General features: G+C 69.1%; 7 protein-coding genes, 1 tRNA gene and 2 pseudogenes. 6 read left to right on the top strand and 4 right to left on the bottom strand.

The genetic code is table 11. The features are described from left to right. Positions 1 to 23: 23 nt before the first annotated feature. Positions 24 to 773 (top strand): oxidoreductase, encoded by a 750-nt coding sequence (locus tag VKG81_RS00050; RefSeq protein ID WP_324388797.1) that lies wholly within the window; start codon positions 24 to 26, stop codon positions 771 to 773. 404 nt (positions 774 to 1177) lie between these two features. Here VKG81_RS00050 and VKG81_RS00045 read toward each other — a convergent pair whose 3' ends face one another. The 3 genes and pseudogenes from VKG81_RS00045 to VKG81_RS00035 form a co-directional block, all read right to left on the bottom strand. Then, the gene (locus VKG81_RS00045) at positions 1178 to 2044 is read right to left on the bottom strand and encodes an HAD-IB family hydrolase (protein WP_324388796.1); all 867 of its coding nucleotides are present in this window, start codon (positions 2042 to 2044) and stop codon (positions 1178 to 1180) included. Between the two features lie 351 nt (positions 2045 to 2395). Beyond that, positions 2396 to 3406, bottom strand: a complete 1011-nt coding sequence (locus VKG81_RS00040) for a PAS domain-containing protein (RefSeq protein WP_324388795.1) — start codon at positions 3404 to 3406, stop codon at positions 2396 to 2398. 337 nt (positions 3407 to 3743) lie between these two features. Next, a pseudogene (locus tag VKG81_RS00035) lies at positions 3744 to 6047 on the bottom strand (DEAD/DEAH box helicase); the annotation flags it as partial. 293 nt (positions 6048 to 6340) lie between these two features. Here VKG81_RS00035 and VKG81_RS00030 point away from each other — a divergent pair. From VKG81_RS00030 to topA, 3 genes are all read left to right on the top strand, one after another. Next, positions 6341 to 6544, top strand: coding sequence for a cold-shock protein (locus VKG81_RS00030; RefSeq protein ID WP_003925183.1), 204 nt, complete (start codon positions 6341 to 6343; stop codon positions 6542 to 6544). Positions 6545 to 6671: 127 nt separating this feature from the next. Then, entirely contained in the window at positions 6672 to 7250 is a 579-nt protein-coding gene (locus tag VKG81_RS00025; protein ID WP_324388794.1) for a hypothetical protein, read from the top strand. Between the two features lie 181 nt (positions 7251 to 7431). After that, positions 7432 to 10260 (top strand): type I DNA topoisomerase, encoded by a 2829-nt coding sequence (topA, locus tag VKG81_RS00020; RefSeq protein ID WP_324388793.1) that lies wholly within the window; start codon positions 7432 to 7434, stop codon positions 10258 to 10260. Positions 10261 to 10275: 15 nt separating this feature from the next. Here topA and VKG81_RS00015 read toward each other — a convergent pair. Further along, positions 10276 to 11902: pseudogene (locus VKG81_RS00015) on the bottom strand (adenylate/guanylate cyclase domain-containing protein). A 32-nt stretch (positions 11903 to 11934) separates the two neighbouring features. Between VKG81_RS00015 and VKG81_RS00010 the strand changes: the two are divergent. Together VKG81_RS00010 and VKG81_RS00005 are read left to right on the top strand one after the other, a co-directional pair. Continuing rightward, a complete protein-coding gene (locus VKG81_RS00010; protein WP_324388792.1) occupies positions 11935 to 13140 on the top strand; it encodes a DNA polymerase III subunit delta' in 1206 nt (401 codons plus the stop codon). 171 nt (positions 13141 to 13311) lie between these two features. Then, positions 13312 to 13384, top strand: a tRNA-Thr gene (locus tag VKG81_RS00005). Positions 13385 to 13409 lie beyond the last annotated feature (25 nt).

Genomic DNA, 13409 nt, shown 5'->3' with positions numbered 1-13409 from the left:
CCCGCGGCTAGCGTGATTTGCCGATGACCGATCCACTTGCTCCGCTGATCGACCTGCCCGGCGTCGCGAAGGCCGGCGACGACGCGCGCGAGGCGCTCGGCAGGGCCCACCGGCACCGCGCCAACCTCCGCGGCTGGCGGGCCAACGCCGTCGAGGCCGCAGTCCGGGCCGCGCGGGCATCGTCGGTTCTCGACGGCGGGGCGCCGCGGCTACCGTCCGACGGGCTGCTGTCGGGTCCGATTCTGGCCGGGGCGCTGCGCGTGGCCGAGGCGCTGGAGGGCGGCGAAACGGCGTTGGTGGGGGTGTGGCAGCGCGCGCCGCTGCAGGCACTGGCGCGCCTGCACATGCTCGCCGCCGCCGACCTCGTCGATGATGACAACCTGCTGGGCCGTCCCCGCGCCGGTGACGCCCTCGCGCGGCGGCTGGACCTGCTCGTCGGGTTGGTGACCGGCGGCAGCGCGGCGCCCGCGCCGATCCTTGCGGCCGTCGCGCACGGCGAACTGCTGACCCTGGCCCCGTTCGGCACCGCCGACGGTGTGGTGGCCCGTGCGGTGTCGCGATTGGTGTCGCAGGCCAGCGGTCTGGACCCGCACGGCCTCGGCGTCCCGGAGGTGTACTGGATGCGCAACGCCGCCGGGTACCGGGCCGCCGCCGCCGGGTTCGCCTCGGGTACCGGCGACGGTGTCCGAGACTGGCTGCTGCTGTGTTGCCGGGCGTTGCAGGCCGGCGCGCAAGAAGCGGTCGCGATCGCGAGCGGGTCCGCGAAAACGTGAAGCGGGCGACGATCCGAAGCGTTTCGGCTCGCCGCCCGCTAGCACGGATACCCGGTTACCAAGCGTGCATTGTGGGTTGCGTGGGTTGGCCTCGGCGGTCTTGCGATGCGCTGCGACTGCGACCCCACCCAAGGGGTCCCCGTGGTTGTCCGCTTTCGCAATAGCGCAGGCCCGCAACACTTTTGCCCTTATCGCGGCGTGCTCCGCGTGGGTGCCCGGGTCCGTGCTGGGTAGTCCGGCTCGGGAGATCGAACCTTCTCTTCCGATTCGAGCTTGGCCTCGCCGGGCTGCCGTGGTTCCTTTGTACTACGTGACCACGGTCACATCAAGGCCCCGAACGTCCGATCGTTACCTCCGCGAAGACGTCGGTGAGAGAACCCCCGAAGCGGAGCTCGAACGGCGTCTCAGAGGACGTAGCGGCGCAACAGCGAATACGTCAGTGCGCCGGCGGCGATCGCGCTCACGGCCACGGCGGCGGTCGTCGCCACAGCGGCGCTGGACGGGGCGGGAATCCGGTCCCTCAACGACACCGGCTTGGAGAACGTCAGCACCGGCCAGCCCCGTGCCGCGGACTCCTTGCGAAGCGCGCGGTCCGGGTTGACCACCGTGGGATGCCCGACCGCTTCGAGCATCGGCAGATCGGTGATCGAGTCGGAGTAGGCGTAGCAGTGCTCCAGCGGATAGCCCTCGCGCGCGGCCAGCTCCCGGATCGCCTGCGCCTTGCCCTCGCCGTAGCAGTAGAACGCGATGTCTCCGGTGTACTTGCCCTCTTCCACGACCATCCGCGTCGCCATCGCGTGGGTGGCGCCGAGCGCCCGCGCGATCGGCGCGACGATCTCCTCACCGGAAGCCGACACCACGACGACGTCGCGGGCGCACAGCTTATGATCGGCGATCAAATCGGCCGCTTCGGCAAACACCAGCGGATCGACGATGTCGTGAAGTGTCTCGTCGACGATCGACTTGACTTGTTCTACGTCCCACCCTGCGCACATGTTCGTCAGGTACGAGCGCATCCGGTCCATCTGATCGTGATCCGCGCCCGACATCAGGAAGAAGAACTGGGCGTAGGTCGACTTCAGCACCGCGCGGCGATTGATCAGCCCTTGATCGAAGAAAGGTTTGCTGAAAGCAAGCGTACTGGACTTTGCGATAACGGTCTTGTCGAGATCGAAGAACGCCGCGGTCTTCGCGGGACCCGCCGGTCGCGGCTCTGGTGTCGATCCCTGCGGCGCCGCCGACGATTGTGCGGCAGGGTCTGAGACTGTCACGCGTTCCAGGATAGGCAACTGCCCTTGCACCGCTAGAGAACACCTGTGAAATGGCAGATCAAGCCAGGTGTCGGAGACTGCAATTCGGCGCTGCCTCAATGTTATCGATGGAAAGCAAGACTTGCGCCACTGCGTCCTGTCGTGTGTATAGTGAGGATTACTCGGCTATGCCGAGTGTGCATCAGCCCGACCCCCCGGGGCTGATACACGACGACCCTCGCCTCCTCCCCCCCTGGCGGGGGTCGTCCCTTATCTGCACCAATTCTGGGTTCGTCGGTCTCCCGCGGTTGTGCCCCAATCGTTGCGGAATCCGGTTTTCGCAACGTTGTGACGGACCGCGGTGTGCGACGCTCAGGTGAGCTCCGTGGCGACCAGCTCTGCCGGCGTGGGCAGCCTCAACGACAGCAGGCCCGCAGCCGTCTTGTCGTCGAGCTTGACGCGGTTCACGGTGACGTGTACCCGCACCCAGCCGCCGCCTTCAGCCTTCAGACGCAGCACCCGGCTCGTCGGACCGTCCACGAATTCCTCGATCATCGCCTTCGTCAGCGGCTCGTCGTCGGGGTGCACGACTTCGTCGCCGGGTTGTCGCCAGTCGTAGTAGGGGCACGGGTCGTCCAGCCACTTCAGTAGCTTCCAGCTCGCGATGTCGACCAGCGCCCGATGAACACCCGGCTGTGCCAGCCCGTCGAGAATGCGCTGGCCCAGGTCGTCGGGCGCTACCGGGGGGCCCTGGCGTTCGCCGCGCCAGTTCATCGCCCGGCTGAGCAGGTGCTGGCTGCCGTCCGGCGCGGTTTCCAGAATTGCCCGCGCGACCCAGCCCACCGAAATCAGGTCGCCGCGGTGATCGGTGACGTCCCACATGGCGGAGATCCGGTCGCCCGGCTCGCAGTGAATCGTCAGCGACAGCACCTTCGTCTCGTTGGGCACGAGTTCTTTGCGGGGCAGGTCCTCGGCGAAGGTGCGCCCGTGTGTGGGCTCCACCGCTGGGTCCATTCCGCTGTTCCACAGCGACTCCGGTGTATCGGTGGCAAGGCCCGTCGTCAGGTCCCACACCAACGGTCCCGGAATCGGCCGCTCGGGAGCCTCCCCGGCGGCCGGACCCGTCCACAGGTGGACGCCGTGCACCCGCCCGTCCGACATCGTCACCGGTTCGGTCCGAATGACCCGGTCGGTGTTCGGCACCGCGCGCGACACCCCGGCACCGGTCCGCACCGTCTCCGCGACTGCGCCGTTGATCGCCGACAGATGGGGGCTTCGCCGCAAGAAAGCGTTGAGTGGAACCATGTTTTTCGGCTGGCGCCCCTGGGCGACGACCACCGGTTCGTCGCCCAGCGTCTCGAGAAGCAGCCAGTCGTGTGCCATCGGAGGAGACTTTACCCAACAGCCAACGGTCGCTACCGAATTAACGCCAACGACGAAAACCGTTGCCGTCCATCTTCCTTCGCTGTGCTAACGGTCTAACGGTCAGATGCGAGTTTGCGCAACACGTTCCGACAAGGTACTTTTCGCCTGCACCCGAAGTTCCGGTGCTGAGAACGGATCGCGTTGTCCGACCGTTCGTCTGCCCGCCGAATGAGGATCAGGGCTGCCTTCAGCAGCGAGGAGATTGGCCCGTTCGGCGGACATGTTCGTCAGCCTGTGGGGTCGACCGTTCGAGGGGTCGGTCGTCATCTATTGGTGGGTCAGGGGAAACGCGCGCCGTCAGTTCGGCGATCACCAGCCGCAGCACCGTTACCGCGCCGGCTTTGTCCAGCGGGTCGTTGCCGTTGCCGCACTTGGGCGACTGCACACACGAGGGGCAGCCCTGCCGGCATTCACAGGCTTCGATCGCATCGGCGGTGGCCGCCAACCAGGTCGTGATCTCACCGAACCCGCGTTCGGCGAAGCCGGCTCCGCCCGGGTACCCGTCGTAGACGAACACCGTCGGCAGGCCGGTGTCGGGGCCGATCGCCGTCGACAGGCCGCCGATGTCGCCGCGGTCGCAGCTGGCCACCAGCGGCAGCAGGCCGATCGCGGCGTGCTCGGCCGCATGCAACGCGCCCGGTACGTGTGACCACTCAATACCGTTGGCCTGCAATGCTTCCGGCGTGATCGTGTACATCACCGCCACGGTCTCGAGTGTGCGTGAGGGCATGTCGAGTTCATTGAAGTCGATCACTTCTCCGTTGGCCCGTCGCCGCAGAAAGCCGATCACCTGGCTGGTGACGGCAACCGGAACCAGCCCAAGCGTCACCGCACCGAAGATGCGCCGCTCACCGGTTCCGGTCACCGCGATATCGGTGATTTCCCGGGCAAAGGTGGCATAGCCCGGGTCTTCGGCGCGCACCAGCGCCAAGCCCTCGTCGAAGTTCAGCGAGTCGACCACATAACTCTCGCCCTGGTGCAGGTACACCGCCCCCGGATGCACTGATCCGGGGGCCCGGCCGGCCTCGACGGCGCCGACCATGCGGCCGGTGTCAGCTTCGAGGATCGCGATCTGCTCGCCGGTCGAGCCGCGGATGTTTACGGCCGGGTGCGGGTCGACGCCCGGCGCCGCGAAGTAGCCGCCGGCCCGGCGGCGCAGCAGCCCGTCGTCAACCAGCGCATCGGCCACCGCGCTGGCGTCCCAGGCCCTGACCTCCGCGTCGGCGAGTGGCAATTCCGTTGCTGCGCAGAGCAATTGCGGCGCCAACACATAAGGGTTGGCCGGGTCGATGACTACCTTCTCTATCGGCTTGTCCAGTATCGCCGCCGGGTGGTGGACCAGGTAGGTGTCCAGCGGATCGTCGCGGGCGATCAGCACCACCAGCGCGCTCTGGCCCCGCCGTCCCGAGCGCCCGGCCTGCTGCCAGAACGATGTGACCGTGCCGGGAAATCCGGCCACGACGACGGCGTCGAGCCCGGCGATGTCGACGCCGAGTTCGAGCGCGTTGGTGGTGGCCAGCCCGACCAGCTGCCCCTCGGCCAGCGCCTGCTCGAGCGCGCGCCGGTCCTCGGGCAGGTAGCCGGCCCGATACGATGCCACCCGGTCGACCAGCTCCGGGCCGGTGTCAGACAGCCGTGCCCGGGTGGCCAGCGCGGTCAGCTCCGCGCCGCGCCGCGACCGGACGAACGTCAGCGTCCGCGCGCCCTCCACCACCAGGTCGGCCATCACCCGCGCCGCCTCCGCGCCCGCGGAGCGGCGCACCGGCGCGCCGTTCTCGCCGGTCAGGTCCGTCCGCAGCGCCGGCTCCCACAGCGCGACGGTGCGCGCGCCGTGCGGCGAACCGTCCTCGGGGACCTCGGCGACGCTCTGACCGATCAGCTCGGACGCCGTGGCGGCCGGCGACGCGGTCGTGGCGCTGGCGAAGATCACCGTCGGAGACGCCGAATAACGGCCGCACAACCGCAGCAGCCGCCGCAGCACCATCGCGACGTTGGAACCGAAAATACCGCGGTAGTAATGACATTCGTCCACCACGATGAACTTCAGATTGCGAAGGAACACCGCCCAGCGGGCGTGGTTGCGCAGCAGCGACAGGTGGATCATGTCGGGGTTGGAGAACACCCATCGCGACTGCTCACGGGCAAACCGGCGCACCTCGGCGGGGCTGTCGCCGTCGTACGGGGCCGGCGCCACATTCGCCAGCCCCCGGACCGCCGCCGTCAGTGCGGCCGCCGTGCGCAGCTGGTCGTGGCCGAGCGCCTTGGTCGGAGAAAGGTACAGCGCCCGCGCGCGGCGGTCGGCCGACAGCGCGCACAGGATCGGCAGCTGATAGGCCAGCGACTTGCCGGACGCGGTGCCGGTGCTGATCACGACGTGGCGGCCCCCGTGCGCCAGCGTCGCCGCCCGCACCTGGTGGGACCACGGTGCGGCGATGCCCCGGTCGGCGAACGCGCGCACCACGTCGGGGTCGGCCCAGTCCGGCCACACCCCCGGTACACCCTGATGCGCGGGCAGTTCGGCGACGTGGCGTAGTGGCTGCTCGTCGGCCTCGGTGCCGGCCAGCGCGCTGGCAAGCAGGTCACGGCCGAAGCTCGACATCACTGGCCCTCCTGGCTGCCTGGTTTCGCGCAATGCACCGACCCTTCGTGAATTGTTCACCAGTTGATGAAGCGCGGACTGTCGCGCCCGCGTCGAACATGATTGACTAAAGGCGGTCGCAGCTTCTGTGTTTGTTTCATGCACTCGCAGGATCGACGTTGCGATCGCGGTTCCTGCGAGGGTCCTAGGTCTTAGACTTCGACGACTCCACGAAGGATTGGCGGTCGGAACGGGCCCGGGGCACCGAACGACGGTGCACCGCACCCGGTAGGAAGAGAAGGGCACATCGAGAAATGCCACAGGGAACTGTGAAGTGGTTCAACGCGGAGAAGGGCTTCGGCTTCATTGCGCCGGAGGACGGCTCCGCTGACGTGTTTGTCCACTACACGGAGATTCAGGGCTCGGGTTTCCGCACCCTTGAGGAGAACCAGCGCGTCGAGTTCGAGGTCGGCCAGAGCCCGAAGGGCCCGCAGGCCACGGGCGTTCGTTCTATCTGAGCATCGAGCCTGACGAAACCCCCCACGCAGTTCAGTAACTGGCCGCGGCGGGGGGTTTTGCTTTCCTGGGTGCGTGGTCCGGCCCGGCGCCGGTGTCGCGGCGGCAGGCTGGCTTACTGTCGTGAGCGTGAGCCAGCTGTCGTTCTTCTCGGCAGAGTCGGTCCCCCCAGCGGTCACCGACCTGACTGGCCTGCTGGCTGCGCCCGGCCAGGTGGTCCTGGTCGGCGGCGGGGCGCGGCTGTCGGTGGTCGTCGACCGGCCGTGGCGCGCCGTTGCGCTGGCCGGGATGATCGAGGACGCCGGCCTCGAACCGGAGATATCCCGCACCGACGAGAACACCCCCTTGGTGCGGACGTCGGTGGACGCCCGTCTCGTCGTGATCGCCACGGACTGGACCCGCGGGGCGGTCAAGACCGTGCCGCCGCAGTGGCTGCCCGGTCCGCGCGAACTGCGGGCGTGGGTGCTGGCCGCCGGTTGCCCGGAGGCCGACCGGTACCTGCTGGGCCTCGACCCGCACGCGCCCGACACCCATTCGCCGCTGGCGTCGGCGATGATGCGGGTCGGCATCGCCCCGACGCTCATCGGCACCAGGGGGGCCCGGCCCGCGTTGCGGATCAGTGGCCGTCGACGGCTGTCGCGCCTGGTAGAGAACGTGGGGGAACCACCGGGCGACGTTGAGGCGTTCTCTCAGTGGCCCCATGTTTAGGCAGGAAGCCGACGGGCAAAAGCGTAGCGACGGGGGGCCGTTTTCGGGGTCGTCAGTTTGCGTCGGCCGGTGCGGGATGCAATCTTGTCAAGTGCCAACGGGGTCGCGACGGCGCGGTCGCCCCAGCGTCGCGTCAGTCGCCGGCCCCGGACGGCAAAAAGGAGATGGAGCGTAAGCGCAGTTGGCGAACGAGCACCGCGGCAGCGGTAACGGCAGTAGAAATGTGCGACGACTCGTGATTGTCGAGTCGCCGACCAAAGCGCGCAAAATTGCCGGCTACCTGGGCTCTAACTACGTCGTTGAGTCGTCGCGCGGCCACATCCGCGACCTGCCGAGGGCGGCTGCGGACGTGCCGGCGAAATACAAGTCGGAGCCGTGGGCCCGGTTGGGGGTCAACGTCGACGCCGACTTCGAGCCGCTGTACATCATCAGCCCCGAAAAGAAGGGTACGGTCAGCGAGCTGAAAAGCCTGCTGAAGGGCGCCGACGAGCTGTATCTGGCCACCGACGGTGACCGGGAGGGCGAGGCTATCGCCTGGCACTTGCTGGAGACGCTCAAGCCGCGCATCCCGGTCAAGCGGATGGTGTTCCATGAGATCACCGAGCCGGCGATCCGTGCCGCGGCCCAGCATCCGCGGGATCTCGACAATGACCTGGTCGACGCGCAGGAGACCCGCCGCATCCTGGACCGGCTGTACGGCTACGAGGTCAGCCCGGTGCTGTGGAAGAAGGTCGCGCCGAAGCTTTCGGCGGGCCGTGTCCAGTCGGTGGCCACCCGCATCATCGTGCAGCGTGAACGCGACCGGATGGCGTTCCGCAGCGCCTCCTATTGGGACGTGACCGCCGAGCTCGACGCCAGCGTGTCGAACCCCTCGGCGCAGCCGCCCAGGTTCACCGCACGGCTGGTGACGGTCGACGGGCGCCGGGTGGCCACCGGACGGGACTTCGACTCGCTGGGCCAGGTCAAGAAGGCCGACGAGGTGCTGGTGCTCGACGCCGACGGCGCCGGAACGCTGGCACGCGGGCTGCGCGGGGCGTCGCTGACGGTGTCGTCGGTCGACGAGAAGCCCTACACCCGCAGGCCGTACGCGCCGTTCATGACGTCGACGTTGCAGCAGGAGGCGGGCCGCAAGCTGCGGTTCTCGTCGGAGCGCACGATGAGCGTCGCGCAGCGGCTGTACGAGAACGGTTACATCACCTATATGCGCACCGACTCGACCACGCTGTCGGAGTCGGCGATCAACGCGGCGCGCAGGCAGGCGCGTGAGCTCTACGGCGCCGAGTACGTGCACCCGACGCCGCGGCAGTACAACCGCAAGGTCAAGAACGCCCAGGAGGCCCACGAGGCCATCCGCCCGGCCGGTGAGACGTTTTCGACCCCGGGGCAGCTGCACGCGGCCCTCGACAACGACGAGTTCCGGCTCTACGAGCTCATCTGGCAGCGCACCGTCGCCTCGCAGATGGCCGACGCGCGCGGCACGACGCTGAGCCTGCGCATCACCGGTGAGTCCGCCGACGGGCAGGCGGCCCCAACACAGGTGGCGTTCTCGGCCAGCGGCCGCACCATCATGTTCCCCGGCTTCCTGTCGGCCTACGTCGAGAGCCTCGACGACCTGGCCGGCGGCGAGGCCGACGACGCCGAGAGCCGCCTTCCGCAGCTGACCGAGGGCCAGCGCGTGCGGGCCAACGAGCTGACCGCCGATGGGCACGCCACCAGCCCGCCGCCGCGCTACACCGAGGCGTCGCTGATCAAGGCGCTGGAAGACCTCGGCATCGGGCGCCCGTCGACGTACTCCTCGATCATCAAGACCATTCAGGACCGCGGCTACGTGCACAAGAAGGGCAGCGCGCTGGTGCCGTCGTGGGTGGCGTTCGCGGTGACCGGGCTGTTGGAGCAGCACTTCGGCCGGCTCGTCGACTATGGCTTCACCGCCGCCATGGAAGACGAGCTCGACGAGATCGCCGCCGGGCACGAGCAGCGCACGAACTGGTTGAACAACTTCTACTTCGGCGGCGCCCACGGCGTGCCGGACTCCGTCGCCCGGTCCGGCGGCCTCAAGAAGCTGGTCGGGGTCAACCTCGAAGGCATCGACGCCCGAGAGGTCAACTCGATCAAGCTGTTCGACGACGACGAGGGCCGCCCGATCAACGTCCGCGTCGGCAAGAACGGTCCGTATCTGGAGCGCATCGTGATCGGCGAGGACGGCGAGCCGGCACCGCAGCGGGCGAACCTCAGCGACGCGATCACCCCCGACGAGCTGACGCTGGAGTTGGCCGAAAAGCTTTTCGCCACACCGCAAGAGGGTCGCTCGCTGGGTGTGGACCCCCAGACCGGGCACGAGATCGTCGCCAAGGACGGCAGGTTCGGCCCGTATGTGACCGAGGTGCTGCCGGAGCCCGATGAGCCAGACGACGGCGACGGCGCGTCGGCGAAGAAGGCCGGGAAGCCGACGGGTCCCAAGCCGCGGACGGGGTCGCTGCTGCGGTCGATGGACCTCGAAACGGTAACGTTGGACGACGCGCTGCGGTTGCTGTCGCTACCGCGCCTCGTGGGCGTCGACCCCGCCACCGGCGAGCAGATCACCGCGCAGAACGGCCGCTATGGGCCGTATCTCAAGCGGGGCAGCGACTCTCGCTCACTTTCCACCGAAGAGCAGATGTTCGCGATCACCCTCGACGAGGCGCTGAGGATCTACTCGGAGCCCAAACGCCGTGGCCGGCAAGCGGCTTCGCTTCCTCCTCTGCGCGAGCTGGGCCCGGACCCGGCGACGGGCAAGCCGATGGTGATCAAGGATGGCCGGTTCGGGCCCTACGTTACCGACGGCGAGACGAACGCCAGCCTCCGCAAGGGCGACGATGTGCTGTCGATCACACAGGAGCGGGCCGCGGAGCTGCTGGCCGACCGGCGCGCCCGCGGCCCGGTGAAGCGCGCCGCCAAGAAGGGCACCCGCACGGCCGCTGCCAGGGCCGGCGCCAAGAAGACCGCGAAGAAGGCCGCGAAGAAGGCCTAGACCAACCCGCGGGGATCAAACTCGCGACGGCACCGCCAGCTTGACGGGCCGTGCCAACTGTGTGGGTGCGGTACGTCCCCGCAGTTCGACGACCTCGCCGACGTCCCAGCACAGCGCCTCGGCGTCGAGGGCGCCGCTGACCGCGATCGCCGACGCCAGCACGTGTCCCTCCTCGAACTTGGCCAGCTCGGTCAGCCGGGCCGCCTCGTTGACCGGATCCCCGATCACGGTGTACTCGAATCGCGCCTTCGCGCCGATGTGGCCGGCGATCGCACGGCCGGCCGACACCCCGATGCCGAACTCGTTCTCGCCGATCACCGCGATCAGCTCGTTGTGCAGTTCGCGGGCGGCGGCCAGCGCCGCCCCGGAGGCGTCGGGATGCTCCAGCGGCGCGCCGAAGATCGCCAGCGCCGCGTCGCCCTGGAACTTGTTGACGAAGCCGCCGTGGCGGTTGACGGTCTCGACGACGATCCGGAAGAACTCGTTGAGGAGCTTCACGACCTCGCCGGGCGGGCGGGTCGCAGCCAGCGCGGTCGAGCCGACCAGGTCCACGAACAGCACCGCGATGTTGCGCTCCTCGCCGCCGAGCTCGGGGCGGCTTTCCAGCGCGCGGCGGGCGACGTCCTCGCCGACGTAGCGGCCGAACAGGTCGCGCAGGCGTTGCCGCTCCGACAGCTCCCGGACCATCTCGTTGAAGCCCGCCTGCAGCAGTCCCAGCTCGCTGGCGTCGTAGATCTGCACGTGCGCGTTGTAGTTGCCGCGCTGCACCTCGCCGAGGGCCCACCGCAGCTGGCGCAACGGGTCGGCGATCGACATCGCGGTGAGCACGGTGCCGATCAGCCCGATCACCAGCGCGGCGATGGCCAGCATCAGGATCGGCATGAACAGGTTGTCGGCGGAGGCCTGCAGGATCGACAGCTTGGTGGCGGCGATGGCGACGATGATCGCCAGGATCGGCACCCCGGTGGAAAGCACCCAGGTCAGCACCGTCCGCAGGATGACGCCGGGGGCGTGGATGTGCTCGGGCACGCCCTCGCGCAGCGCCGCGACGGCCACCGGCCTCAGCACCCGCTCGGCCTGCAGGTAACCGATGATCATCGTGGCCGTGGCGCCCAGGGCGGTGGCCAGCGCGACCACCGGGGCCGAATGCCTGGCCACCGGCCAGATCGCGACGATGAAGATGGCGCCGCCGAGGAGCCAGTTCACGCCGCTGATCAGCGATCGGTAGAAGGGCATCTTCAGGGCCCGGGTGCGGGCGAATTCCGTGGCAACGGGGTCGGTGTCGCGCCTGCCGTCGCCGTCGCGGCGCTGCCAGCGGAACACCGGCATCAGCAGCTTGAGGCTGATCAGCGACCCGAACGTGAACGCAAGCAGCAGGACCACGATGAACAGTGCCAGGTTCGCCTCCGGCAGGTCCTGCAGCATCACGCGGTCTTTCGGCGGCAGTCCGAACCGCAGGAAGCCGAGCACGAAGAGCGCGCCGATGATGTCGGCCTGCAGCATGCCCAGCGTGAAGACCGGCCAGGGCGTGCGCACGATCCACCGGACGAACGCGCGGGTTCGCCCGGGGGATGCCGCCTGACTGGTCACAAGAACTACCGTATCGGGCCCCGCAGACGCGCAATAGCGCTTGCGCAGCGATCGTGTCCGCCGCGGTCACTACTGTTGTCGGTGATGAACGGCGTTTTCACCCGACTGGTCGGCCAGCAGGCGGTGGAGGCGGAGCTGATCGCCGCCGCGCGGGCGGCGCGCGGTGATTCGGCTCACAATGCGGCGGCGACCGGGACTATGACACACGCCTGGTTGATCACCGGGCCGCCCGGATCCGGCCGCTCGATCGCGGCGCTGTGCTTCGCGGCGGCCTTGCAGTGCACGGCGGCGGGCACACCCGGCTGCGGCGAGTGCCGCGCCTGCGTCGCGACGCTGGCAGGCACGCACGCCGACGTTCGCCGGATCGTTCCGGAGGGCCTGAGCATCGGCGTGGACGACATGCGGGCGATAGTGCAGATCGCGTCGCGGCGCCCGAGCACCGGGCGCTGGCAGATCGTCGTGATCGAGGACGCCGACCGGCTCACGGAAGGGGCGGCCAACGCGCTGTTGAAGGTGGTGGAGGAGCCGCCGCCGTCCACGGTCTTTCTGCTGTGCGCGCCGTCGGTGGACCCCGAGGACATCGCGATCACCCTGCGGTCGCGATGCCGCCACGTCGCGCTGGTGACCCCGCCGGTGGATGCGATCGCCCAGGTGTTGATCGACACCGACGGGCTGAGCGCGCCCGACGCCCGGTTCGCCGCATCCGTCAGCGGCGGGCACGTCGGCCGCGCGCGGCGGCTGGCCACCGATCCCGCCGCACGCGAGCGACGGCAGCGCGCGCTGTCGCTGGTGCGTGACGCGGTCACACCGTCGAAGGCGTACGCCGCAGCGGAGGAGTTGGTGGTCAGCGCCGAAGCCGAGGCGCGGGCGTTGACCGCCGGGCGCGATGAGGCCGAAACCGAGGAGCTCCGTACCGCGCTGGGCGCCGGCGGCACCGGCAAGGGCACCGCCGCCACGCTGCGCGGCGCGACGGGCGCGATCAAAGACCTTGAGCGACGGCAGAAGTCGCGGCAGACTCGAGCCTCGCGTGACGCGCTCGACCGCGCGCTGATCGACCTCGCGAATTACTTCCGCGACGCGCTGATGATGGCCTCCGGCGCGCGGGTCCAGCCGAACCATCCGGACATGGCGTCGCGGGTGTCGGCTTTGTCCGAGCACGCCTCCCCGGAACGGCTGTTGCGCTGCATCGAGGCGGTGCTGCTCTGTCGCGAAGCGCTGGCCCTCAACGTCAAGCCGAAGTTCGCGGTCGACGCGCTGGTCGCCGCGGTCGGGCAGGCGCTGGGCGACTGAGGCTCAGCCGAGCGCGAGCCCGAGCGCGAGGCCGAGCGCAGCCGAGCGCGAGATTGAACTGACCGACGCGTTCGCGGCGTGTCCCGTCGCTGAGGTCAGTGTCGCGCCCGGTTGGGTGGCCTGCTGGGGCTGCCGTAGACTCGTGCCGCCCGGCGGCGAGCGCTCGGGCACGCCACCTTAGCTCAGTCGGCAGAGCGGCTCACTCGTAATGAGCAGGTCAACGGTTCGATTCCGTTAGGTGGCTCGCTGCGCGAGCACCTCCCGCGCGA

The sequence above is a fragment of the Mycobacterium sp. genome (genome assembly GCF_035314905.1).
In the GTDB taxonomy this organism is placed as follows: Bacteria; Actinomycetota; Actinomycetes; order Mycobacteriales; family Mycobacteriaceae; genus Mycobacterium.
The sequence above is the reverse complement of the archived record's forward strand: the minus strand, read 5'-3'. Positions and strand labels throughout refer to the sequence as shown.